General features: G+C 73.6%; 20 protein-coding genes, 2 pseudogenes and 1 riboswitch. Of the genes and pseudogenes, 6 read left to right on the top strand and 16 right to left on the bottom strand.

Going from position 1 to position 22355, the window contains the following annotated elements; all coding sequences use genetic code 11:
* Window positions 1–103: 103 nt before the first annotated feature.
* From yajC to ruvC, 4 genes and pseudogenes are all read right to left on the bottom strand, one after another.
* On the bottom strand, window positions 104–481 hold the full coding sequence (gene yajC, locus ACFFHU_RS21700) for a preprotein translocase subunit YajC (RefSeq protein ID WP_377341869.1): 378 nt from the start codon (window positions 479–481) through the stop codon (window positions 104–106).
* A gap of 144 nt (window positions 482–625) precedes the next feature.
* Window positions 626–1684 carry a Holliday junction branch migration DNA helicase RuvB gene (gene ruvB / locus ACFFHU_RS21695; protein WP_377341655.1) on the bottom strand — a complete coding sequence of 353 codons (1059 nt, stop codon included), beginning with the start codon at window positions 1682–1684 and terminating at the stop codon, window positions 626–628.
* Window positions 1685–1757: 73 nt separating this feature from the next.
* Window positions 1758–2360, bottom strand: coding sequence for a Holliday junction branch migration protein RuvA (ruvA, locus tag ACFFHU_RS21690; protein ID WP_377341653.1), 603 nt, complete (start codon window positions 2358–2360; stop codon window positions 1758–1760).
* Between the two features lie 128 nt (window positions 2361–2488).
* Window positions 2489–3022, bottom strand: a pseudogene (ruvC, locus tag ACFFHU_RS21685) (crossover junction endodeoxyribonuclease RuvC); the annotation flags it as partial.
* A 209-nt stretch (window positions 3023–3231) separates the two neighbouring features.
* On the opposite strand from ruvC, the gene ACFFHU_RS21680 reads away from it, so the two are divergent.
* Both ACFFHU_RS21680 and ACFFHU_RS21675 read left to right on the top strand, forming a co-directional pair.
* Complete coding sequence (locus ACFFHU_RS21680) at window positions 3232–4053, top strand: 3-hydroxybutyrate dehydrogenase (RefSeq protein ID WP_377341652.1); 822 nt, start codon at window positions 3232–3234, stop codon at window positions 4051–4053.
* An 18-nt stretch (window positions 4054–4071) separates the two neighbouring features.
* Complete coding sequence (locus tag ACFFHU_RS21675; RefSeq protein WP_377341867.1) at window positions 4072–5988, top strand: helix-turn-helix domain-containing protein; 1917 nt, start codon at window positions 4072–4074, stop codon at window positions 5986–5988.
* Between the two features lie 101 nt (window positions 5989–6089).
* Here the strand turns inward: ACFFHU_RS21675 and ACFFHU_RS21670 are convergent, their stop codons facing one another.
* The 4 genes from ACFFHU_RS21670 to ACFFHU_RS21655 form a co-directional block, all read right to left on the bottom strand.
* A complete protein-coding gene (locus ACFFHU_RS21670; protein WP_377341651.1) occupies window positions 6090–6440 on the bottom strand; it encodes an MmcQ/YjbR family DNA-binding protein in 351 nt (116 codons plus the stop codon).
* Window positions 6437–7060, bottom strand: a complete 624-nt coding sequence (locus tag ACFFHU_RS21665; RefSeq protein WP_377341649.1) for a TetR/AcrR family transcriptional regulator — start codon at window positions 7058–7060, stop codon at window positions 6437–6439. Before ACFFHU_RS21665 ends, ACFFHU_RS21670 begins: the two co-directional genes overlap by 4 nt.
* 13 nt (window positions 7061–7073) lie before the next feature.
* The gene (locus ACFFHU_RS21660; protein ID WP_377341647.1) at window positions 7074–8639 is read right to left on the bottom strand and encodes an MFS transporter; all 1566 of its coding nucleotides are present in this window, start codon (window positions 8637–8639) and stop codon (window positions 7074–7076) included.
* A 61-nt stretch (window positions 8640–8700) separates the two neighbouring features.
* Window positions 8701–9417 carry a transcriptional regulator gene (locus tag ACFFHU_RS21655; RefSeq protein ID WP_377341645.1) on the bottom strand — a complete coding sequence of 239 codons (717 nt, stop codon included), beginning with the start codon at window positions 9415–9417 and terminating at the stop codon, window positions 8701–8703.
* 151 nt (window positions 9418–9568) lie between these two features.
* Here ACFFHU_RS21655 and ACFFHU_RS21650 point away from each other — a divergent pair, with 151 nt between their 5' ends.
* Genes ACFFHU_RS21650 through ACFFHU_RS21640 form a run of 3 tightly spaced genes read left to right on the top strand, consistent with a single transcriptional unit; the run spans window position 9569 to window position 11873 of the window.
* Window positions 9569–9976 carry a GntR family transcriptional regulator gene (locus ACFFHU_RS21650; RefSeq protein ID WP_377341643.1) on the top strand — a complete coding sequence of 136 codons (408 nt, stop codon included), beginning with the start codon at window positions 9569–9571 and terminating at the stop codon, window positions 9974–9976.
* Window positions 9973–10875, top strand: coding sequence for an ABC transporter ATP-binding protein (locus ACFFHU_RS21645; protein ID WP_377341641.1), 903 nt, complete (start codon window positions 9973–9975; stop codon window positions 10873–10875). The genes ACFFHU_RS21650 and ACFFHU_RS21645 overlap by 4 nt, the downstream gene beginning before the upstream one ends.
* Window positions 10872–11873 carry an ABC-2 membrane transporter-related protein gene (locus tag ACFFHU_RS21640; protein ID WP_377341640.1) on the top strand — a complete coding sequence of 334 codons (1002 nt, stop codon included), beginning with the start codon at window positions 10872–10874 and terminating at the stop codon, window positions 11871–11873. Before ACFFHU_RS21645 ends, ACFFHU_RS21640 begins: the two co-directional genes overlap by 4 nt.
* A gap of 79 nt (window positions 11874–11952) precedes the next feature.
* Here ACFFHU_RS21640 and ACFFHU_RS21635 read toward each other — a convergent pair whose 3' ends face one another.
* The 7 genes and pseudogenes from ACFFHU_RS21635 to ACFFHU_RS21605 form a co-directional block, all read right to left on the bottom strand.
* Complete coding sequence (locus ACFFHU_RS21635) at window positions 11953–13167, bottom strand: branched-chain amino acid ABC transporter permease (RefSeq protein WP_377341638.1); 1215 nt, start codon at window positions 13165–13167, stop codon at window positions 11953–11955.
* A complete protein-coding gene (locus ACFFHU_RS21630) occupies window positions 13164–14045 on the bottom strand; it encodes a branched-chain amino acid ABC transporter permease (protein WP_377341636.1) in 882 nt (293 codons plus the stop codon). The genes ACFFHU_RS21635 and ACFFHU_RS21630 overlap by 4 nt, the downstream gene beginning before the upstream one ends.
* Complete coding sequence (locus tag ACFFHU_RS21625; protein ID WP_377341634.1) at window positions 14042–15295, bottom strand: ABC transporter substrate-binding protein; 1254 nt, start codon at window positions 15293–15295, stop codon at window positions 14042–14044. Before ACFFHU_RS21625 ends, ACFFHU_RS21630 begins: the two co-directional genes overlap by 4 nt.
* 56 nt (window positions 15296–15351) lie before the next feature.
* On the bottom strand, window positions 15352–16044 hold the full coding sequence (locus ACFFHU_RS21620; RefSeq protein ID WP_377341633.1) for an ABC transporter ATP-binding protein: 693 nt from the start codon (window positions 16042–16044) through the stop codon (window positions 15352–15354).
* An 82-nt stretch (window positions 16045–16126) separates the two neighbouring features.
* Window positions 16127–16882, bottom strand: a pseudogene (locus ACFFHU_RS21615) (ABC transporter ATP-binding protein); the annotation flags it as partial.
* A 536-nt stretch (window positions 16883–17418) separates the two neighbouring features.
* Window positions 17419–18456, bottom strand: coding sequence for an aminotransferase class V-fold PLP-dependent enzyme (locus ACFFHU_RS21610; RefSeq protein ID WP_377341631.1), 1038 nt, complete (start codon window positions 18454–18456; stop codon window positions 17419–17421).
* 141 nt (window positions 18457–18597) lie between these two features.
* Window positions 18598–19296, bottom strand: a complete 699-nt coding sequence (locus ACFFHU_RS21605; protein ID WP_377341629.1) for a transglycosylase family protein — start codon at window positions 19294–19296, stop codon at window positions 18598–18600.
* A riboswitch (cyclic di-AMP (ydaO/yuaA leader) is annotated at window positions 19297–19468 on the bottom strand.
* A 218-nt stretch (window positions 19469–19686) separates the two neighbouring features.
* Between ACFFHU_RS21605 and ACFFHU_RS21600 the strand changes: the two genes are divergently transcribed.
* Window positions 19687–20382, top strand: a complete 696-nt coding sequence (locus ACFFHU_RS21600; RefSeq protein ID WP_377341627.1) for a class I SAM-dependent methyltransferase — start codon at window positions 19687–19689, stop codon at window positions 20380–20382.
* An 82-nt stretch (window positions 20383–20464) separates the two neighbouring features.
* On the opposite strand, the gene ACFFHU_RS21595 is transcribed toward ACFFHU_RS21600, so the two are convergent.
* Window positions 20465–22294 carry an MFS transporter gene (locus tag ACFFHU_RS21595; protein WP_377341625.1) on the bottom strand — a complete coding sequence of 610 codons (1830 nt, stop codon included), beginning with the start codon at window positions 22292–22294 and terminating at the stop codon, window positions 20465–20467.
* Window positions 22295–22355: the final 61 nt, after the last annotated feature.

Below are 22355 nucleotides of genomic sequence, written 5' to 3'. Positions count from 1 at the left end.
GGTTCCGCGGGCACCAGGGGCGCCCGCCCGGTAGTGCCCCGCACCTGAAGAACCGGTACGGGGCGGAATGCAAAGCTGTGCCTGCCTCACCGTGCCGGCGAGGTCACTCCTTGACGCGCGCCTCGTTCACGACCGGCGACACCGGCTCGGCCGGCTCGACCGACTCGGCGGCGGGCGCGTCCTCGGCGGTCGCCGGCGGGATGACCCGGGCGATCGCCGGACGGGCGTAACGGGTCTGCACGCCTGGCGCGACCTCCAGCATCACGGTCTCGTCGTCCACCGCGGTGACGGTGCCGTAGAGGCCGCCGATCGTCACCACCTGGTCGCCCGGACCGATCTCCTTCTGCATCTGCTCGGCATCGCGGCGCCGCTTCTGCTGGGGCCGGATCATCATGAAATACATGACGCCGAAGAGCAGTGCGATCATGAGGAGCGGCGTGAAACCGCCGATTCCTCCGCCGCCCTGTGCTGCTAGAAGCACGATAATGACCTTCCCATTGGCCTCCGACCCCGGTATGGCACCGCAGCGGAGGCAGGATCTCACGTCCTGTACAGACCGCGGCGAGTCTAGTCGGTGTCGCTGGGAACGCCGAATGCGGTGCAGATCACGAACGCATCACGGGCGTCAGGCGCCACTGCTGAACAGGTCGGGCGCCGAGGCGCTACCGCCGCCAAATGTACCATTCGGGGGCGTACGACCCAGATGATGCCAGGCCGCCTCGGTGGCCACCCGGCCGCGCGGGGTGCGCGCCAGCAGCCCGGCCCGGACCAGGAACGGCTCGCAGACCTCCTCCACCGTGTCCGGCTGCTCCCCCACCGCCACCGCGAGGGTGGACAGCCCCACCGGCCCGCCGCGGAACGAGCCCACCAGCGCGGTGAGCACCGCCCGGTCCAGCCGGTCCAGGCCCAGCGCGTCCACGTCGTACACGGCCAGGGCCGCTCGGGCGATCTCCAGGGTGACCACCCCGTCGGCCCGGACCTCGGCGAAGTCTCGGACCCGCCGCAGCAGCCGGTTGGCGATCCGGGGGGTGCCCCGGGACCGGCCGGCGATCTCCACGGCGCCGTCGTCGGTGATGGGCACGCCGAGGATCCGCGCCGACCGGTGCAGCAGCGTCTCGAGATCGGCCGGCGCGTAGAAGTCCAGATGCGCCACGAAGCCGAACCGGTCCCGCATGGGCCCGGTCAGCAGGCCGGACCGGGTGGTGGCGCCGACCAGGGTGAACGGTTCGAGATCCAGCGGGATGGCGGTGGCGCCCGGGCCCTTGCCGACCACCACGTCGACCCGGAAGTCCTCCATGGCGCTGTAGAGCAGCTCCTCGGCCGGCTTGGCGATCCGGTGGATCTCGTCGATGAACAGCACGTCGCCCTCGGCCAGGCTGGTCAGGATGGCCGCGAGGTCACCGGAGCGCTCGATGGCCGGGCCGCTGGTCACCCGGATCCCGGCGCCCAGTTCGGCGGCCACGATGTTGGCCAGGCTGGTCTTGCCCAGGCCGGGCGGACCGGACAGCAGGATGTGGTCCGGGGTGCTGCCCCGGCCCATGGCGCCACGCAGCAGCAGGTCCAGCTGGTCTCGCACCCGATCCTGGGCGATGAACTCGGCCAGTCGCCTCGGCCGGACGCTCGCCTCCGCGTCCCGCTCCGCCTCGCTGGCGTACGCCGACACCAGGCCCTCGGCCTCGCTCACCGCTCCGCGCTCCTCGTCCTCGGGTCCCACGTCACCGTCACCGGATGCCTGCCCGCCGCGTCACCGGAACGCGTCACCGGGTCCGGCCGAGCAGCCGGATCGCCTGCTTGAGCAGCACGGGCACCGGCGGCACGGCCCCGTCCACCCCCTCGGCCACCGCGGCCACCGCCTGGTCGGCCTGGGCGGCCGTCCAGCCCAGCCCGATCAGGCCCTGCCGGACCTGCTCGGCCCAGCCCCCGGTGGTCACCCCGGCCGCGCCGTCCGGACCGACGGGGACCGGACCGATCCGGTCGCGCAGCTCCAGCACCAGCCGCTCGGCGCCCTTCTTGCCGATCCCCGGCACCCGGGTCAGGGTGGCCGTGTCGCCGTTGGCGACGGCCTTGCGCACCACGTCCGGGGGGTGCACGGCCAGCACGGCCTGGGCCAGCCGGGGCCCGACCCCGCTGGCCGTCTGCAGCAGCTCGAACAGCGCCCGCTCGTCGTCGTCGGCGAAGCCGTACAGGGTGAGCGAGTCCTCCCGGACCACCAGGCTGGTGGCCAGCCGGGCCGGCGTGCCGACCCGCAGGTTGGCCAGGGTGCCCGGCGCGCAGTGCACCGTCAGGCCCACGCCGCCCACCTCGATCACCGCGCCGTCCGGCGACACCGCGGCCACCGTGCCGCGCACACTGGCGATCATCGCTCTCCTCCTCGCTCGCCGGCCCCGGCGGCCGGACCGCCGGCCGGGGCCCGCCGGCCACCCCCGGCCACCGGACCGTCGACCGCGGCCCGCCGGCCACCCCCGGCGGCCGGACCTCGGCCCGACACCCGCCCGCCGGCGGCGGGGTCGCGGCGGACCCGGTCGGCGGCCGCGGCCAGCCGGGACCGGGTGCCGCCGCGCCAGATGTGGCAGATGGCCAGCGCAAGCGCGTCCGCCGCGTCGGCCGGCCGGGGCGGCGCGTCGAGCCGCAGCAGCCGGGTCACCATGCTGGTCATCTGCGCCTTGTCCGCCTGGCCGGACCCGGTGATGGCGGCCTTCACCTCGCTCGGGGTGTACGTCGTCACCGGCAGCCCGGCCCGGGCCCCGGCCAGCACGGCCACGGCGCTGGCCTGGGCGGTGCCCATCACGGTCCGCACGTTGTGCTGGCTGAAGACCCGCTCGACCGCCACGCTGGCCGGCCGGTGCTCGGCCACCAGGTCGGCCAGCGAGCGGTCCAGGTGCAGCAGCCGGACCGCGAGGTCGTCGGCCGGATCGGTGTAGACGACGTAGTAGGCCACCAGCGCGCACGGCCGGCCGGGCACGCCCTCGACCACGCCGACCCCGCACCGGGTCAGTCCCGGGTCGACGCCCAGCACGCGCACTCGGTCCCCTCCCCCAGCCGCCACCACACGTACGGATGTTCGACACCCTACCGAGGCCGCCGGCGTGTCCCGCGCTGACACGCCCACTCCCCCGTGATCATGGGATATCGGCCGGAACTGCTCGCCGGCGGCCGCCACACAGACCCATGTCGGGATATGTGTCCGGCACCCATGTGCTGCCGCGCGTACGGCTCGTAACTTCATGCGCCATGACGGCAGAACCTCTCCGGGACCCCGGTGCGGGACTCCAGCCCCGGGCCGATGTGGCGGGATCCCACGTGGTCCGCCTCGACCTGACGGGCCGCACCGCCCTGGTGACCGGCGGCGGCAGCGGCATCGGCCGGGCCTGCGCGGTCCGGCTGGCCAGCGCGGGCGCCACGGTGCTGGTGGTGGACCGCAACGTCGAGGCGGCCAAGGCGGTGGCCGCGGAGACCGGCGGCCGGGCCGAGGGCCTCGACCTGGCCGACCCGGACGCGGTGGACCGGATCGACGCCGACCTGGACGTGGTGGTCAACAACGCCGGCCTGCAGCACGTGGCGCCGGTGCCGGACTTCCCACCGGACCGCTTCGACTACCTGCACCGGGTGATGGTGGACGCCCCGTTCCGGATCGTCCGCCGGGCGCTGCCGCACATGTACGAGCGCGGCTGGGGCCGCATCATCAACATCTCCTCGGTGCACGGGCTGCGCGCCTCGCCGTACAAGGCCGCGTACGTGTCGGCCAAGCACGCCGTCGAGGGGCTCTCCAAGGTGATCGCGCTGGAGGGCGCGGAGCACGGCGTGACCGCCAACTGCGTCAACCCGGCGTACGTGCGCACCCCGCTGGTGGAGGACCAGATCGCCGACCAGGCGGCCAGCCACGGCATCCCGGAGAGCGAGGTGATCGAGAAGATCATGCTGGCCCGCGCGGCGATCAAGCGACTCGTCGAGCCGGAGGAGGTGGCCGAGCTCGTGGCGTACCTGTGCTCGCCGGTGGCGGGCTTCATCACGGGCGCGTCGCTGCCCCTCGATGGGGGCTGGACGGCCAGCTAGGTGATCGTCTCCAGCACAATGGGCAGCATGTCCATCGCCGTCGACTTCCTCGAGCTGCTGGCTCGGGAGGCAGCGGCCGTGGAATTCGAGGGCCCGCTGGTGGCCGCGCGGGCCGCGGGGGCGCCCCCGGAGCACCTGGCCGAGCTGGAACGGGTCAAGCTGCTGGCGCTGCGGGTCCGCGCGCTGCTGGAGCGGCGCCGGCAGCGCGAGGTGGAGCTGTCCGGCCTGTACGACACCGCGAGCGACCTGGCCGGGCTACGGGATCTGGACGCCGTGCTGCGGGCCATCGTGCACCGGGCCCGCACCCTGCTCGGGGCCGACGTGGCCTACATGACGCTCAACGACCCCGAGCGCGGCGACACCTACATGCGGGTCACCGACGGGTCGATCTCGGCGAAGTTCCAGGGCCTGCGGCTGGAGATGGGCGACGGCCTGGGCGGGCTGGTGGCGCAGACCGGCACCCCGTACGTGACGGCCAACTATCCGCAAGACGACCGGTTCCGGCACACCGGGGAGATCGACACCGGGGTCGGCGAGGAGGGCCTGGTCGCCATCCTCGGCGTGCCGCTGCGGCTCGGGTCGAGCGTGATCGGCGTGCTCTACGCGGCCAACCGGTCGGCCCGGCCGTTCGCCCGCGAGGAGGTGTCGCTGCTGGTGTCCCTGGGCGCGCATGCGGCAGTGGCCATCGACACCGCCCGGCTGCTGGCCGAGACGCGGGCGGCGCTGGCCGAGCTGTCCAGCGCGAACGCCACCATCCAGGCGCACAGCGCCTCGGTGGAGCGGGCCGCCGCGGCGCACGACCGGATGACCGCGCTGATGCTGCGCGGCGGCGGGGTGGAGGACGTGGCCGCCGCGGTGACCGACGTGCTGGGCGGGGCCGTGCTGGCGTTGGACCTCGAGGGCCGGCCGCTGGCCCGGGTCGGCGACATCGCCGAGCCGGACCGGGCTGAGCTGGGCGAGGCGGTCGCCGCATCCCGCACCGAGGGGCGCAGCGTACGGCGGGGCCGGCACTGGTTCGCGGCCGTGGTGGCCGGCACCGAGAACCTGGGCGCGCTGGTGCTGCGCCCGGACGGCGAGCTGGTCGACGCCGACCAGCAGATCCTGGAACGGGCCGCGCTAGTGACCGCGCTGCTGCTGCTGTTCCGGCGCACGGTGGCCGAGGCGGAGGGGCGGGTCCGCGGCGAGCTGCTGGACGACCTGCTGGCCGGGCCGCTCCGGGACCCGGACGGGCTGCGCGGCCGGGCCCGCCGGCTGGGCGTGGACCTGGACGCGCCGTACGTGCTGGTGGCGATCGGCGACGACGCCATCGCGGCCACCGGCTCGGCCCGGCAGCGGGTGCTGTCCTGGGCCACCACGTACGCCTCGACCCGCGGCGGCCTGGCCGCGGCCCGGGACGGTCGGGTGGCGCTGATGCTGCCCGGCGCCGACGCGGGCGGCACGGCCCGCGCGGTGGCCCGGGACCTGTCCCGGGTGACCGGCCGGCCGGTCACCGCGGGCGCGGCCGGGCCCTCGGAGGGGCCGGCGTCGCTGGTCGACGCGTTCCGCAAGGCCGGCCGGTGCCTCACCGCGCTGTCCACGCTGGGCCGCACCGGGGAGGGCGCGAGCGCCGCCGAGCTCGGCTTCGTGGGCCTGCTGCTGGGGGCGGTGGACGACGGCGGCGACACGGACGTGATCCGGTTCCTCACCGACACGGTGGGCCCGGTCCTCGACTACGACGCCCGGCGGGGTACGGCGCTGGTCTGGACGCTGGAGGCGTACTTCGGGGTGGGCGGCAGCCTGGCCCGGGCCGCGGAGCTGCTGCACGTGCACGTCAACACGGTGACCCAGCGGTTGGACCGGGTGGGCCAGCTGCTCGGCGCCGACTGGCAGCGCCCGGACCGGGCCCTCGAGGTGCAGCTCGCGCTGCGGCTGCACCGCCTGCGCGCCCCGTCCTGAGCCGGGCCCGCGCCGGCGCGCCGAGCCGCGCAGGCACGCGGAGCCGGGCCGGCACGCGGAGCCGGGCCGGCGCGCGGAGCCGTGGGACGCGGTCGGTCGCTTCAGCCGGCGGGTCGGTCCCGCTTGGGCAGCTTGGCCACCACGGCGTCGTACGAGGCGTCCACCGCCTCGCGGAGTTCGTCGTCCGGAATCCCGCCGCCCAGTCGGAGGCTGTTCCAGCCGGACCGCCCCAGGTAGGGCAGGACGCCGGCGTCTCCCGGGTAGCGGTGCAGCCACTCGTCGGCCACGTCCCGGTTGGGCCCGCACTTCACCCCGACCGTGCCGCCGGAACCGCTGCCGAGAAAGGCGAAGATCTTCGGACCCACCTTGACCACGACGTCGCCCTCCCAGGGCATGTCCTCCCAGGCGCCCGGCTTGGCCAGGCAGTAGGCCAGCAGCTCGGCCCGGGTCACGGCCGCGCCGGCCCGGTCGCCATCCCGCCCCAGACGGCCGTCACCACGCGCTCGGCCAGCTCGCGCTCGTCGATGTCCGGGCGCCAGCGGAGCAGCTTCTGCATCAGCATGGGCCCGGTCATCATCATGCAGACGTCGACGTCCAGGTCCGCCCGCAGCTCGCCGGCGTCGATGCCGCGGCGCAGCACCTCCCGCATGACCTGCCGGCGCGGTTCGATCATCTCCTCGTAGAGGCGGTGCTGCTCCGGGCTGCGGTGCACTTCGGGGACCAGGCAGGGCATGATCTTCATGGCCCGGGCGTCCCGGTTGCCGCTGCCGACCGAGCTGAGCAGCGTGATGAGGTCCTCCCGGACGCTGTGCCCGGCCGGCACCGGCGGGGCGCCCTTGAGCGTCCGCAGCGCGTCCCGGAGCAGCGCGTCCTTGCCCGGCCAGCGGCGATAGATGGTGGCCTTGCCCACCCCGGCCCGGGCGGCGATGGCCTCGATGGACAGCGCCTCCATGGTCTGGCCGTCGGCCAACAGGTCCAGGACCGCGTCGATGATCGCCTCGTCGGCACGGACGCTCCGCGGTCGCCCGGGCGACCGCGGAGCGTCCGCGGCGGTGGAGGTCATGCCCACCATTGTTTCCGACTCGTCACGCGGAAGCCAACTCCGGCTCCCCGGCCGGCTCGGGCGCGACCTGCGGGGTGGCCGTGCGACCGGGCATCCAGCGCAGCACCACCACGATCCCGACGGCCGCGAAGACCGCGGACAGCAGCGCCGCCCAGTGCATGGCCGAGACGAACGCGCCGTTCGCGGCGCCGATCAGCGGCTGACCGGCCGGGCCCAGCCGCTCGGCCACGCCGTACGCGCCGGAGATGGACTCGTTGGCCACGGCCCGCGCCGGCCCCGGGAGACCGCCGGTGGCCGGGGCGATCCGGTCCCGGTAGGCGGCCGCGAGCACCGACCCGAGGACCGCGATTCCGAGCGCGCCGGCCACCTGCCGGACGGTGTTGCTGACCGCCGAGCCCACGCCGGCCCGCTCCCGGGGCAGCGCCGACATGATCGACTCCATGGCCGGCGGCATGATGTTGGCCATCCCGATGCCCTGGACGAAGAACGTGGCGCCGACCAGCCAGATCGGCGTGTCGGCGCCGATCAGGGCGAACGCCCCGACGGCCACGGCGACCAGGGCGAGCCCCACCGCCGACACCGCCCGGGCGCCGTACCGGCGCACCATGGTGGCGCTCTGCGGCGCGAAGATCAGTTGGGCGCCCGCGAACGGCAGGAACAGCAGGCCGGTCTGCAGCGGCGTGTAGCCGCGCACCAGTTGCAGGTAGAACGAAGTGAAGAAGAGCACGCCCATCGCGGCGAAGAAGACCAGCCCCACCACGGCCACCGGCGCGGCGAACCGGGGCACCCGGAACAGCCGGACGTCCAGCGACGGGTGCGCGATCCGCCGCTCGTACGCCACGAACCCGACCAGCACCGCGAGGCCGCCGAGGATGGCCGCCCAGACCAGGGCCCGGTCGAAGCCGTGCTCGCCACCGTCGATGATGCCGTAGGAGAGGCCGACCAGGCCGATGACCGACAACCCGACACCGATCACGTCCACGCCACCGGGGCGCGGATCGCGGGACTCCGGCACCAGCGCGGCCACCGCGATCAGCCCGGCCAGCACGACCGGCACGTTGATCAGGAAGACCGAGCCCCACCAGTAGCGCTCGAGCAACGCGCCGCCGAGGATCGGCCCGATGGCCACGGCCAGCCCGACCGCGCCGGACCAGATCCCGATGGCCCGCGCCCGCTCCCGGGGGTCGAAGACGTTCGAGATGATCGACAGGGTGACCGGCATGATGGCCGCGCCGCCGACGCCCATCAGCGCCCGCGCCGCGACCAGCTGGCCGGGATTCTGCGCGTACGCCGACAGCAGCGAGGCGAGCCCGAAGAGGGCCAGCCCGACCAGCAGGTAGCGCTTGCGCCCGTACCGGTCGCCGAGCACGCCAAAGGTGAACAGCAGCCCGGCGAAGACCAGGGTGTAGGAGTTGATCGACCATTCCAGCTCGCCCTGCGTGGCGCCGAGCCCGTGGATCGGGTCAGCGAGCGTGCGGAGAGCGACGTTCAGGATGGTGTTGTCGAGGACCACCACCAGCAGGCTGACGACCAGGACCCCCAGGATCGCCCAGCGCCGGGGATGGCCGGTGTTCTCGTGCGGCGCCATGACCGCTCCCCCCAAAATAGCCGTAGATTCGATACGGCTGTGACTCGTAACGTGAGGGAGCCTACGGTTCCGCTTGGCGATACGGAACCGTCTCGTATCGAATGTGATCCTCGTCGCATGATCCGCCACCGGACCCGGCCTCCGCCCCCGGCGGCCGGCACGCCGCGAGGGCGGCGGCCAGCGACCGGAGCCGGCCCGCGGGGGCGGGGACGCTCGTCGGCCACCCCGGGCCCGCGCCGAACACCCGCGCCCACCGGTACGCTCCGGCCAGGCTCCCGAGCTGGCGGGTGGCGCCGGCGTGGCGGCCGTGCGACCAGACGACCACGGTGTGCGGCCGGACCCGCCGGACGGCGTCGGCGAGCGCCGTCCACGGCAGCTGCGCGCCCAGCAAGAGGTTGCCGTGGCCGCGCTCGCGCAGCGCGGCCGCCAGCGCGTGCAGGGCCAGGGTGTGCCCCTCGTGCTCGGCGGCGGTCAGCAGGATCCCCTGCGACGGCAGGCCGCCGGCGCCGCGGTCCGGATCCCCCCGGGCCACCCGGTCGAAGCCGGCCCGCACCCCCTCGGAGAGGGCGTGTTCCACGGCGACCGACTCGGCGCCGCCGTCCGGGACGCCGGTCAGCAGCGGCCGGCAGAGCCGCTCCCAGACCGCCGGCGCGCCCCACCGGGCCACGGCCGCGCCGATCAGCTCGGCCACCCGGTAGCTGTCCAGATCCTCGGCCGCGGCCCACAGCCGCTCCCGGTCCGGCTCGTCGCCGACCATCGCCGGCCACTCGGTCCGCACTCTCCGCTCTCCCGCCGTCGGACGGTCGGTGTCGCAGAGGATTCGTCCGGCGGACCCGGCCCGGATGCGGCCCGGGCGGATTGACCACCCAGCCCCATAAAGCTATTGTCTTACTACCGTAGTTAAAGACGACAGGACGGGAGCTCGATCCTTGATCGAATTCCATCTGGACGGGCACTCCAAGGCGGCCACCTACCTGCAGCTCGTGCAGCAGGTCAAGCAGGCGCTGCGCACCGGGCTCGCCGAGTCCGGCGACCAGCTGCCCAAGGTGCGGGACGTCGCCGAGTCGCTGGCCATCAACCCGAACACGGTGCTCAAGGCGTACCGGCAGCTGGAGATCGAGGGTCTGGTCGAAGGCCGACCCGGGGTCGGCACCTTCGTCCGGCGCTCGCTGGCCGGCCCCTCGCTCGCGGCGCAGAAGCACCTGCGCCGCGACCTGGAGGCGTGGCTGCGCCGCGCGCACACTGCCGGACTCAGCGAGGAGGACGTGGTCGCGCTGGTCGAGACCACGCTGCGTACGACGTTCCACGGCGGTCGATTTCAGGAGGGAATAGCGTGACCACCGCACTCGAAACAACCGGCCTGGGCAAGCGGTACGGCCGGGACTGGGCGCTGCGGGACTGCTCGCTCACCGTGCCGGCCGGCCGGGTGGCCGCGCTGGTGGGGCCGAACGGCGCCGGCAAGACCACCCTGTTGCACCTCGCGGTGGGGCTGCTCCGGCCGGACGCGGGGACGGTACGGGTGCTCGGCCGCTCCCCCGGCGACGACCCGGACCTGCTGTCCCGGGTCGGGTTCGTGGCCCAGGACACCCCGTTGTACCGCGACTTCACGGCCACGGACCTGATCACGATGGGCGGCAGGCTCAACCGGAGCTGGGACGCCGAGCTGGCGCGGGAGCGGCTCGGGCAGCTCCGGATCCCGCTCGACCGCCGCGTCGGCAAGCTGTCCGGCGGCCAGCGGGCCCAGGTGGCGCTGGCCCTCGCCCTGGCCAAGCGGCCCGAGCTGCTGCTGCTGGACGAGCCGGTGGCCAGCCTCGACCCGCTGGCCCGGCGCGAGTTCATGCAGGCGCTGATGGGCGCGGTGGCCGAGCACGGCAGCACCGTACTGCTCTCCTCGCACCTGCTGGGCGACCTGGAACGGGTCTGCGACTACCTGATCGTGCTGCAGGCCGCGCGGGTGCAGGTGCTCGGCGACGTGGACGCGCTGCTGGCCGAGCACCGCCTGCTGGTCGGGCCGCGCCGCGCCGACCTCGCCGGCCTCGACGTGGGCACGGTGGTCCGGGAGAGCCACACCGACCGGCAGACCACGCTGCTGGTCCGCACCGACCGGCCGGTCGCCGATCCGGCGTGGACGGTCAGCGACGTCACGCTGGAGGATCTCGTGCTCGCCTACCTGGCCGATCCGTCCGTGGGCGCCCTGCCCGGTCCGGGCCGCAACGGGCTGGAGGTGGCCCGATGATCTGGCTGGCCTGGCGGCAGCACCGGGTCCAGTTCCTGGTCGCCCTGCTCTGCTTCGCGGCCGTGGCGGCCGTCATGGTGGTGACCGGGCTGCGCATGCGGCACGCCTTCGCCGACGCCGGCCTGCCGAGCTGCCTGCCGAAGGTCACCGGCGCCGAGATCGGCGTCACCGCTCCGCCGCCGGGCACGCAGGGCGACTACACGGTGGCGAACTGCGTCGGGCTCGCGCGCCAGCTCTCCGACCGGTACGAGACCGTCACCGGCGTGCTGGCGATCCTGTTCACGATGCTGCCGCTGTTCGTTGGACTGTTCTTCGGGGCGCCCCTGGTGGCCCGGGAGGTGGAGCAGGGCACCCACCGGCTGGTCTGGACCCAGGGGATCACCCGGCGGCGGTGGGCGCTGGTGAAGTTCGGCCTGGTCGGAGCGGTCACGCTGGCCCTCGCCGGCGCGTTCGCCGCGCTCTCCACCTGGTGGATCGACCCGCTGGCCCGGGCGACCGGACGGGGCTTCAACTACCTCTTCTTCGACCAGCGCGGCATCGTGCCGGCGGCCTACACGCTGTTCGCGGTGGCCCTCGGCACGGCCGCCGGCGCGCTCTGGCGCAAGGGGCTGCCGGCCATGGCCGCCACCCTGGTGACGTTCCTCGTGGTCCGGGTCGGGATCGCCGCGCTGGCCCGGCCGCGGTTCCTACCGGCGCGACGGATCACCGAGCTGATCACCGAGCCCCGGGAACTCAACCGGCTGCACGGCGACTGGATCGTCAGCATGGGCGTGCACCGGGCCGACGGCACCCTGCTGGTGGGCGACGGGCAGGTCGGCTGCCCGCCGGGCGAGGGACGGTGCCTGCGCGAGTTCGGTGCGGGCGCGTACAACCAGTGGCTGGTGCAGCCCGTCGGGCGGTTCTGGACGTTCCAGTGGATCGAGACGGGGATCTACGTGGCGCTCGCCGCCCTGCTCCTGTGGTACGCCGTCCACCGCGTCCGCCGCCGCATCTCCTGACGGGCACGCACGGGGGAGATCTTGGAATTTTGGTGCCCCCTCCAGGGCACCAAAATTCCAAGATCTGCGGCCAGCAGGATCAGCCGGCGCGGCGGGACAGCCAGCGGCGGGCGAGCAGGGCCACGGTGCCCCAGAGGCCGCGCCGGAACAGCAGCACCACCAGCACGAAGATGCCGCCGGTGACCAGCCCGATCTCCTCGAAGCCGGAGAACGACAGCCAGTCCGACAACCGGACCAGGATGGCCGCGCCGAGCACGCCGCCCCAGAGCGTGCCGATGCCGCCGAGCACCACCATGATCACGGCCTGGCCTGAGGTGGTCCAGTGCAGCACGTCCAGCGAGACGAACTGGTGCCCGACCGCGAACAGGCCCCCGCCCAGCCCGGCCAGGAACGCCGACAGCACGAACGCGATGAGCTTGTAGCGGTGCACCGGGTAGCCGAGCGCGCGGGCCCGGGCGGGGTTGTCCCGGATCCCCACCAGCACCCGACCGAACGGCGAATGCACCACCCGCCAGGCCAGGAACAGCCCGATGAGCACGATCGGCAGCGCCGCGTAGTAGAAGTAGTATTCGTCCGACAGGTCCAGCCCGCCCAGCTCGCGCGGGATGCTCTGCAGCCCGTTCTCGCCGCCGGTCACCCCGCGCCAGACGTTGGCGATCGCGTACACCATCTGGGCGAAGGCCAGCGTCACCATCGCGAAGTAGATGCCGGTCCGCTTGACCGCGAGATAGCCGATCGGCACCGCCAGCAGCGCCGCGGCCAGGGCGCCGGCCAGCACCGCCGCCGGGAAGGGCAACCCGAGGTGTACGGCCACCAGCCCGGTGACGTACGCCGAGCCGCCCCAGAAGGCGGCGTGGCCGAACGACATCAACCCGGTGAAGCCGAGCAGCAAATCGACGGCCACCGCGAACAGCCCCCAGCAGAGGATGTCCACGGCCACCGCCGGATAGAGCCCGTTCGGCAGCCACAGCAGCACCACCAGGCCGACCGCCAGCAGCACGTACCGGAGCCAGGGCGGCGCGGCCGCGGCGGCGATCAGGGCCGACGACGGCCGGCCCGTACCACCGCCCGGGCCGGAACCGGCAGCGGACCCGGCGGCCGACACGGACCCGGCGGCCGACGCGGATCCGGCGGCTGACGCGGAGCCGGCGGCCGGGACGGAACCGGCCGGCGCGGAGCCGGGGATCGGCGCGGCCGGGCCGGAGCCGCCGGCGGACCCGGCGGCCGGGCCGGTCGGGTCGGTCGGGTCGGTCGGGTCGGTCGGGAACGATGATGCGGTGGATGCCTGCGTCATGCCGGCGCCTCCTCGCGGCCGAACAGGCCGGCCGGCCGCCACAGCAGCACGGCGGCCATCACCAGGAAGACCACGGTCTGCCCGATCACCGGATAGTCGGACAGGTAGACCAGGGTCCAGGACTGCACCAGGCCGATGGCGAAGCCCACCGCCACCGAGCCGAAGATCGAGCCCAGCCCGCCGATCACCACGACCGCGAAGACCACGATGATCAGGTCGGCGCCCATCAACGGGTTGACCGCGCGCATCGGCGCGGCCAGCACGCCGGCCAGGCCGGCCAGCGCGATGCCCACCCCGAACACCGGCGTCACCCAACGACCGACGTTGATCCCGAACGCCCGGGTCAGCTCGGGCCGCTCGGTGGCGGCCCGGATCACCATGCCGACCCGGGTGTGCCCGAGCAGCCACCACACGGCCACGCAGGCCACGACCGCGAAGGCCAGGATGAAGACCCGGTACGCCGGGAAGTCGAACAGCCCCAGGTCGACCGACCCGGCCAGCTCGCGCGGCATCGGGTACGGGCTGGACTGCACTCCGTACCGCGACTTCACCGCGTCCTGCAGGATGAGCGTGAGGCCGAAGGTCAGCAGGAAGTTGTAGAGCGGGTCCAGCCGGGTGAGCCGGTGGATGAACGCCCGCTCCAGCGCCATCCCGAGCACGCCCAGCACAACCGGCACGATGACCAGCGCCCACCAGAACGGCACGCCCGCCTCGGTCAGCAGCACGTACGCGCCGAACGCGCCGAGCATGTAGAACGCGCCGTGCGCGAAGTTGACCACCCGCAGCATCCCGAAGATGACCGCCAGCCCGAGGGCGAGCAGGGCGTAGAACGCCCCGCTCACCAACCCGTTGAACGTGTTCTGCAGGAACCCGGTCATGACATCGTGCACTCACTGCTCGGCGCCCGGAACGCCTGGTCGGCCGGGATGGTCTTGAGGATCTTCACGTAGTCCCACGGCTCCTTGACCTCGGCGGCCGGCTTGACCTGGGCCAGGTACGCGTCGTGGATCACCCGGTGGTCCTCGGCGCGGATCTTGCCGTGCCGCAGGAAGACGTCCTCGATGGACTTGCCCTCCAGCTGCTTGACCACCGCGTCCGCGTCGTCGGTGCCGGCCGCTTGCACCGCCTCCAGGTACTGCATGGCGGCCGAGTAGTTGGCCGCGTGCGCGAACGTCGGCCGGGTCCCGGTCTGCTGCTGGAACTTGTCGGCCCAGGCCCGGTTCTGCGCGTCGAAGTTCCAGTACCAGGCGTCGGTGTAGGTCGTGCCCTCCAGGGCGGCCGGGGTGAGCGAGTGGATGTCGGTGAGGAACATCAGCCCGACCGCCAGCCCGATCCCCTTCTCCCGCAGCTTGAACTCGTTGTACTGCTTGACCACGTTGACCAGCTCGGCGCCGGCCTGCATGGTGCCCAGCACGGTCGGCTTCGGCTTGATGGTCGGGGCCTTGAGCAGGTACGTCGAGTAGTCGCCGGACTCGTTCGGGAACGGCGCGCCGTCCTGGCCCACCACCGTGCCGCCGGCCTGCTTGATGGCCGCGGTGAAGCTCTTGGCCATGTCCTGCCCGAAGGCGTAGTTCGGGTAGAGCAGGTACCAGCTCTTGCCGCCCTGCTCGGTGGTGGTCCGGCCGGTGCCGTTGGCCAGCATGTACGTGTCGTACGCGTAGTGGAACGTGTATTTGTTGCACGCCTTGCCGGTCAGGTCGGTGGTGGCGCCGGAGATGTTGAAATACAGCTTCTTCTTCTGCTTGGCCACGTCGGCCACCTTGAGCGCGGCCGACGAGGTGGGCACGTCGAGGATCGCGTCCACGCCCTTGCGGTCGTACATCTCCGCGGCCTTGCTGTTGGCCACGTCCGGCTTGTTCTGGTGGTCCGCGCTCTCCACCGTGATGTTCTTGGTGATGGCCTTGTCGCCGTACTTGGCCTTGAAGTCGGCGATGGCCATCTCCACGGCCTTCACCGAGTTCTTCCCCGACAGCTCGGCGTACGCGCCGGACTGGTCGTTCAGCACGCCGAGCACGATCTTGTCGTCGGTCAGCTTGCTGTCCCCCGAGCCCTTCGGCCCGCCGCCGCCACAGCCGGCGACCAGCAGTGCCGTGGCGGACACCACCGCAAGCGTTGCGGTTGCGCGCATCTGTCATCCCTCCAGGTCCGCGCTCGGCGCGCGGCTCGCGGTTGCGATCGGATCGTTCAAATTCCGAGGTACGACAGCAGCTCGCCCTCCCGCGAGCGGACCTCGGAGTTGTCCATCGACTCGACGACGCTGCCCTGCGCCAGCAGGTAGTGCCGGTCGGCGACGCTCGTGGCGAAGTGCAGGTTCTGCTCGACCAGCAGCACGGTCACCCCGTGCCGCTTGGCCTCGCCGAGGATCTCGCCGACCCGCTGCACCAGCAGCGGGGACAGCCCCTCGGTGGGTTCGTCGCAGAGCAGCAGCCGGGCGCCCATCCGGAGCACCCGGGCCAGCGCCAGCATCTGCTGCTCGCCGCCGGAGAGCGTGGTGGCCGGGGCGGCGCGCCGCTCGTACAGGATCGGGAAGGCGTCGTACACCCGCTCCAGCGGCCACGGCTGCGGCCCGACCGCGGGCGGCAGGGTGAGCTGTTCGGCCACCGACAGGCTGGCGTAGCTGCCCCGGTCGTCCGGCACCCAGCCGAGGCCCAGCCGGGCCCGGCGGTGCGCCGGCAGCCGCCCCAGGTCCCGGCCCTCGAGCTCCACCGTGCCGCGCTGCCCCGGGTGCAGACCCATCACACAGCGCAGCAGGGTGGACTTGCCGGCGCCGTTGCGGCCCACCAGCGTCACCACCTCGCCGGCGTCGACGCGCAGCCCGACCCCGCGCAGCACCTGCGCCTCCCCGTACCAGGCCCACAGGTCATCGATCCGCAGCATCCGCCGCCTCCTCCGGTGCAAGGAAGGGCCCCTTGTTATCGCTTTTTGTAGAGGAAGGGCCCCCTGTTAACGCCTCTCCCCCGGCGCGCTGAGGCTCGCCCAGGTAGGCGCTGATCACTCGCTGGTCCGCCCGGACCTGCTCGTACGGCCCCTCGACCAGCACCTTGCCGGCCTGCAGCACGGTCACCGTGTCGGCGAGCCGGCCGACCACGCTCATGTTGTGCTCGACCATGACCACCGTGCGGCCCTCGCGGACCCGCTGGATGAGGTCGACCGTCCGGTCCACGTCCTCCAGCCCCATCCCGGCGGTCGGCTCGTCCAGCAGCAGCACCGTCGGTTCGAGGGCCAGCGCGATGGCCAGCTCCAGCGCCCGCTTGCGGCCGTAGGCCAGCGCCTCGGCCGGCACGTCGGCCACCTCGGCCAGGCCCACCAGATCGAGCAGCTCGGCGGCCCGGGGGGTGTACCGGCGCATCAGCCGGGCCGAGCGCCAGAACCGCCAGCCGAGCCCGCTGCCGCTGGCCAACGCCAGCTCCACGTGCTCGCGTCCGGACAGCTGCGGGAAGAGGCTGGTGATCTGGAACGACCTGGCCACGCCCAGCCGGGCGATCCGCTCCGGCGGCAGCCCGGTGACGTCCCGCCCGCCCAGCTCGATCCGGCCCCCGGTCGGCCGCAGAAAGCCGGTGAGCAGGTTGAACAGCGTGGTCTTGCCGGCGCCGTTCGGACCCACGAGCGCGTGGACGGTGCCCGGCGCCACCGACAGGTCCACCCCGTCCACGGCCCGGAAGCCGCGGAAGTCCCGGGTGAGCCCGCGTACGGACAGCGCCGCCTGATCGGTCATCGCCCCTCCCCTCCTCCGCCGCCCGCACGGCCAGCGCCGCGGTGACCGCGGTCACAACCGGCCTCGTGTCTGGGGAAAGGTACGGGCAGTCCGGCGGGCCGGGCCATGGGGCCGCGCCACACATTCGGGCCGCTCTTCTCGTGCCGGGTCGATATGCTCCGGCCGCTGGCCGGCCCGCCCAGCCATCGATGATGCTCGGTCCCCAGCCGGTTCGGCGCGCCGCATGTGGGCGCCGCCCCGGTCGGGCCGACGGCATGTGGCCGGCCGCCACCACGGGAGCGTTGCCGCCGGCCGGACCGGCCGCGCCGGCAGCCGGGGTGGCCCGGGGCGGCGGACCGGCGCGCCGGACGGGCCGCGCCGGCGGCCGGGGTGGCCCGGGGCGGCGGACCGGCCGCGCCGGACGGGCCGAGGCGCCGGGCGGGCCGGGGGCGCCCGCGGACCGGCGCGCCGGTCCGCCGAGGCGGCGGGGTAGCCGGGGCGACGGCCGGGCCAGCCGGGGCGACGGCCGGGGTAGCCGGGCGGCGACCGGGACCGGCTCAGCGGGTCAGCGCGGCCACCGCCCGATCCACGTCGTCGACGGTCGTGTAGAGGTGGAACGACGCCCGGAGGCGCCCGGCCCGCACGGCGGCCCGGATGTTCGCCGCGGCCAGCCGGTCCGCCGCGTCCGGCAGGTCCACGCTGACGATGGCGCTGTTTCCGGGCGGGCGGCCGAGGCCGGCCAGGAACCGGTTGGCCAACCCCACGTCGTACCGCTGCACCGCCGCCACGCCCACCCGGCGCAGGATGTCGAGCGCCGGGGCCGCGCCCACCCAGCTGAACCAGGCGGGCGAGGTGTCGAACCGCCGGGCGTCGTCGGCCAGCCGCAGCGGCGGCCCGTAGTACGACTCGGACACCTCCCGGCCGGCGGACCAGCCGGCGGCCGAGGGGATCAGCCGCTCGCGCAGCGCGGGCGCGAGATAGCCGAAGGCGGCGCCGCGCGGGGCCATCAACCACTTGTATGCCGCGACCACCACCGCGTCCGCCGCCAGCGCGTCGAACGGCAGCCAGCCGCAGGCCTGGCTGGCATCGACCACCACCAGGGCGCCGTGCCGTCGGGCGGCCGCCACGATCTCGTCGTACGGCGCCACCGACCCGTCCGCGGATTGCACCAGGCTGAACGCCACCAGGTGCGTCCCGGCGTCGATCGCGTCGGCGAGCCGTGGCGCCGGGACGGTCCGCACCCGCACCCCGCGATCCGCCTGGGCCAGCCAGGGAAAGAGGTTCGACGTGAACTCGATCTCCGGCGCCAGGACCACGGCGCCGGACGGGAGCGCCGACGCGACCGGCGCGAGCAACGCGGACACGGTCGCGTTGAGGGTGACGTCGGCCGCGGACACCCCGATCAGCTCGGCGAAGATGGCCCGGGACCGTTCGCTCGCCGCCCCCCAGCCCTCCCAGGAGGTACGGCCGACCCGCCAGTCGGCCAGGGCCGCCTGCAGCGCGTCCCAGGCCGGTCGGGGCGGCAGGCCGTAGCTCGCCGTGTTGAGCCAGCCCGGTTCCGGCTCCCAGAGCCGCTGCGCCTCGGCCAGATCCATGCCGGCCACCCTATGCCGGCCGGGACCCGGGTCCCTGCGGCCCCGGCCCGCAGGCCGGCCGGACCGCGCCGATTTGGCCCGGACATGCCGGACGCCCGGCCGAACCGGCCGGGCGTCCGCGTGGTGCCGTGGAGCTGTCGATCAGAGGCTGAGCCGCTGACCCGGGAAGATCAGGTTGGGGTTGCCACCGACCGTCCGCTTGTTCTCCTCGTACAGCGCGTGCCAGCCACCGGAGACGCGCTGCACCTCGGCGATGGTGGACAGCGTGTCGCCCGGCTTGACGACGTACGCACCGGTGGCCGCGGCCCGGCGCGCGGTGGTCCCGGCCGGGGCGCTGTGCCGGGTGGTGCTCTTCGGCGCGTGCCGCACGGTGCTCTTCGGCGCGTGCCGCACGGTGCCGCGCGAGGCTGCCCGCTCCGACCGGTGGTCCGACGAGGAGCCGGAGCTCGACGACTTCGAGCTGTAGTGCTTGGTCGAGCCGCCCTTCTTGCCACACACCGGCCAGGCGCCGATGCCCTGGCCGCGAAGCACCTTCTCGGCCACCGCGATCTGCTCGCCGCGGGAGGCCAGGTCGGCGCGCGAGGCGTACTTGGTCCCGCCGTAACCGGCCCAGGTGCCCTTGGTGAACTGCAGGCCGCCGTAGAAGCCGTTGCCGGTGTTGATGTGCCAGTTGCCACCGGACTCGCACTGTGCGATGGCGTCCCAGTTGACGCTGGCGCTCGCCGGAGCGGCCGGGCCGAACAGCGCCGCGACGCCGGTGACGGCGCCGACGGCCAGCGTGCCGACGGCGACCCGACGGGCGGTGACCCGGCGGTGCCGGGCGGTGTACTGCGTTGCCATGTGGTTGCCCTCCACGCCGACGAGGTGAGCTGTCGGGTTCGGGCCGAGTTGCCCGGCCGCCGTTGGCGGCTTCACCCCGAGGTGACGTGCACCGAGGAACGTTGGGTCCCCCGCTCCATGCCCCTTGACTGGGTCCCGACGGCCGGCGGCATGGATTAGGCGTTACCGACCTCGGTGCCCGCGATTGCGGACCTCAGCGACGTTAGGCGGCGTTTCTCGCCGCCGCCCACTGATTGTGGACTTACTCACCAGTCAGCACTCAACGCTGCTATTCTGCCTGGTTGGCCGGTGTACCCCGACTTTCGGGCGAGGTGTGGCTGGTCTTCAGCCCGCGGCGAACGCGGCCGGTTCCGGGTCGCGGCCCGGCCGGCGTACCGGTCGAATGGGGTGATGGAGCAGACACGAGCCGGGGCCGCGGCGGGGCGGGCGGCGTACGACGGCATCGCGGACTGGTACGAGCATGAGTTCCTGACCGCACAGCGGGCCGCCGGGGACCCGCTGGGGATCCGGACGGCGCTGGCCGGGCTGCTGGGCCCGGGCCGCGGCCCCTGCCTGGAGGTGGGCTGCGGCACCGGAGAGTACGCGGCGCAGCTGCGCGGGCTCGGTTGGACGCCGGTCGGCGCGGATCTGTCGGCCGGCATGCTCCAGCACGCCCGGGACCGGCTGCCCGCCGTCCGCGCCGACGCGGCGCGGCTGCCGTTCCGGGACGGCTCGCTGCCGGCCGTGACCGCCGTGATGGCGCACACCGACATGCCCCGGTACCCGGACGTGCTCCGCGAGGTGGCCCGGGTGCTGGCGCCGGGCGGCGTGTTCGTGCACGTGGGCGTGCATCCGTGCTTCTGCGGCGGGTTCGCCGACCGGACCGACCCGGCGGCCGTGGTCATCCGGCCGGGCTATCTGGACGGTCACTGGACGATGGAGTCGTGGAGTTCGCAGGGGCTGCGGGACAAGGTCGGCGCCAGCCACTGGCCGCTGCCGGAGCTGCTGCACGGCGTCCTGGCCGCCGGGCTGACCCTCGACCGGTTCGCCGAGGGCGGGTCACCCGTGCCCACCATGCTCGCGTTCCGGGCCCGGAGGCCGGCCTGAGACCGCCCGGCCGGCGGCGGCGATCCGGTGTCCGCCCCGCGCGGGCTGCGGGGCATCCTCGCCGTCCATCTTGGGCGACGGCTCAGCCGGCCTCGCCGGCGAGCGGACCGGCGGACCGGGACGCCGGCGACAGCGGTACGGCCGCCACCTCGTCGGCCAGCTCGGCCTCCCGGCTGATCAGGTCCGGTTCGTCGGTGGGACGGCCGCGCGGCGTGAGCAGCGAGGCCACCGCGCCGATCAGGGCCATGACGATGGCCAGCCAGAACACGATCACCAGTCCGTCGTGGAACGGGCCGGAGATGAGGTGCGGGAAGAACTGCCGCCCGGTGAGCGTGTGCGCGTTCGCCGCCGGCAGCGCGCCGAGCAGCGCGGGGCCGAGCAGCGCGGCCATCGGGTTGTAACCGAGGAACGCGGCGAACAGCGTGCCCACCGGCGGCAGCTGGGCGATCGTGTGCGCCGCCGACGCCGGTACGCCCTGGGCGGTCAGTCCGGAGTCGAGGGTGCCCGGCAGCGACGAGGCGAGTCCGGCCACCATGAGCGAGAAGAACACCCCGATCGACAGCACCATGCCGGCGTTCTGGAACGTCGCGCGCATCCCGGAGGCCGCGCCGCGCAGCCGGGCCGGGACGCTGGACATCACCAGTGAGGTGTTGGGGGCGGAGAACAGCCCACCGCCCAGGCCGTTGAGGAACACCAGGATCGCGAAGACCGGATAGCTGAAGTCGCTGGGGATCAGCAGCAGCCCCGCGAACGACCCGGCCATCACCACCAGGCCGCCGGCCGCGAACAACCGCGCGCCGAACCGGTCGGACAGCGCGCCGGCCAGCGGCCCGGCAACCAGGAAACCGACCGTCAAGGGCAGCAGGTAGATGCCGGCCCACAACGGGGTCTGCTCGTAGTTGTATCCGTGCAGCGGCAGCCAGATGCCCTGCAGCCAGATGATCAGCATGAACTGGAGCCCGCCGCGGGCCACCGAGGCGAGCAGACCGGCCGCGTTGCCGCTGCTGAAGGCGGCGATGCGGAACAGGCTGAGCGGGAACATCGGCTCGGCCACCCGAGCCTCGATCAGACCGAACGCCACCAGCATGGCCACCCCGCCGATCAGGCCGGCGAGCACCCACGGGCTCGTCCAACCCATGGTGTGTCCCCCGTACGGCTGGATGCCGTAGGTGATGCCGGCGAGCAGCGCGGTCAGGCCCACCGCGAAGGTGAGGTTGCCCCACCAGTCGATCCGGGCCGGCCGGCGCAACCCCGTGTCGTGCAGCGACCGGTACGCCCAGATGGTGCCCACGATCCCGATCGGCACGTTGACCCAGAACACCGAGCGCCAGTTCCACTCGGCCAGCACGCCGCCGAGGACCAGTCCGATGAACGAGCCGGCGATGCCGGCCACGATGTTGATGCCCAGCGCGGTGCCCCGCTGCCGAGCCGGGAACACGTCGGTGATGATGGCGGCCGAGTTGGCCATCAGCATCGAGCCGCCGACCGCCTGGAGCACCCGCCAGCCGATCAGCCAGAGCGCGCCGCCACCGCCGTCGAGCGGGTCGACGGAGAGCAGGATGGAGGTGATGGTGAACAGCGCGAACCCGGCGTTGTAGATCCGTACCCGGCCGTACATGTCACCGAGCCGGCCGAGCGTGACCACCAGCACGGCGGTGACCAGCATGTAGCCCATCAGCATCCAGAGCAGGTAGCTGACGTTTCCGGGCTCGAGCGGATCCAGGTGTACGCCGTTGAAGATGGCCGGCAGCGAGATCAGCACGATCGACGAGTTGATGGTGGCCAGCAGGGTGCCGAGGGTGGTGTTGGACAGCGCCACCCACTTGTAGTGCGGATGCTCGGCGCCGCCCGCGAGCGCGCCCCGGGCGCCGCCGCGCCCGGGCGAGCCCGACACGTCGAAGCTCGTGCTCATGTCGGCTCCTCGCTTCGCTCGGAGCCGCCATGAGACTCCACCGCACTGCGCCCGTTGATGA

Source organism: Plantactinospora siamensis (assembly GCF_042434095.1).
In the GTDB taxonomy this organism is placed as follows: Bacteria; Actinomycetota; Actinomycetes; order Mycobacteriales; family Micromonosporaceae; genus KBS50.
The sequence above is the reverse complement of the archived record's forward strand: the minus strand, read 5'-3'. Positions and strand labels throughout refer to the sequence as shown.

Coding starts and splice junctions, on each gene's coding strand:
- ACFFHU_RS21610 (WP_377341631.1), bottom strand. CDS start 18,456: ATGGATCTGGCCGAGGCGCAGCGGCTCTGGGAGCCGGAACCGGGCTGG.
- ACFFHU_RS21595 (WP_377341625.1), bottom strand. CDS start 22,294: ATGAGCACGAGCTTCGACGTGTCGGGCTCGCCCGGGCGCGGCGGCGCC.
- ACFFHU_RS21640 (WP_377341640.1), top strand. CDS start 10,872: ATGATCTGGCTGGCCTGGCGGCAGCACCGGGTCCAGTTCCTGGTCGCC.
- ACFFHU_RS21605 (WP_377341629.1), bottom strand. CDS start 19,296: ATGGCAACGCAGTACACCGCCCGGCACCGCCGGGTCACCGCCCGTCGG.
- ACFFHU_RS21600 (WP_377341627.1), top strand. CDS start 19,687: ATGGAGCAGACACGAGCCGGGGCCGCGGCGGGGCGGGCGGCGTACGAC.
- ACFFHU_RS21635 (WP_377341638.1), bottom strand. CDS start 13,167: ATGACGCAGGCATCCACCGCATCATCGTTCCCGACCGACCCGACCGAC.
- ACFFHU_RS21680 (WP_377341652.1), top strand. CDS start 3,232: ATGACGGCAGAACCTCTCCGGGACCCCGGTGCGGGACTCCAGCCCCGG.
- ruvA (WP_377341653.1), bottom strand. CDS start 2,360: ATGATCGCCAGTGTGCGCGGCACGGTGGCCGCGGTGTCGCCGGACGGC.
- ACFFHU_RS21625 (WP_377341634.1), bottom strand. CDS start 15,295: ATGCGCGCAACCGCAACGCTTGCGGTGGTGTCCGCCACGGCACTGCTG.
- ACFFHU_RS21660 (WP_377341647.1), bottom strand. CDS start 8,639: ATGGCGCCGCACGAGAACACCGGCCATCCCCGGCGCTGGGCGATCCTG.
- ACFFHU_RS21665 (WP_377341649.1), bottom strand. CDS start 7,060: ATGGTGGGCATGACCTCCACCGCCGCGGACGCTCCGCGGTCGCCCGGG.
- ACFFHU_RS21675 (WP_377341867.1), top strand. CDS start 4,072: ATGGGCAGCATGTCCATCGCCGTCGACTTCCTCGAGCTGCTGGCTCGG.
- ACFFHU_RS21620 (WP_377341633.1), bottom strand. CDS start 16,044: ATGCTGCGGATCGATGACCTGTGGGCCTGGTACGGGGAGGCGCAGGTG.
- ACFFHU_RS21630 (WP_377341636.1), bottom strand. CDS start 14,045: ATGACCGGGTTCCTGCAGAACACGTTCAACGGGTTGGTGAGCGGGGCG.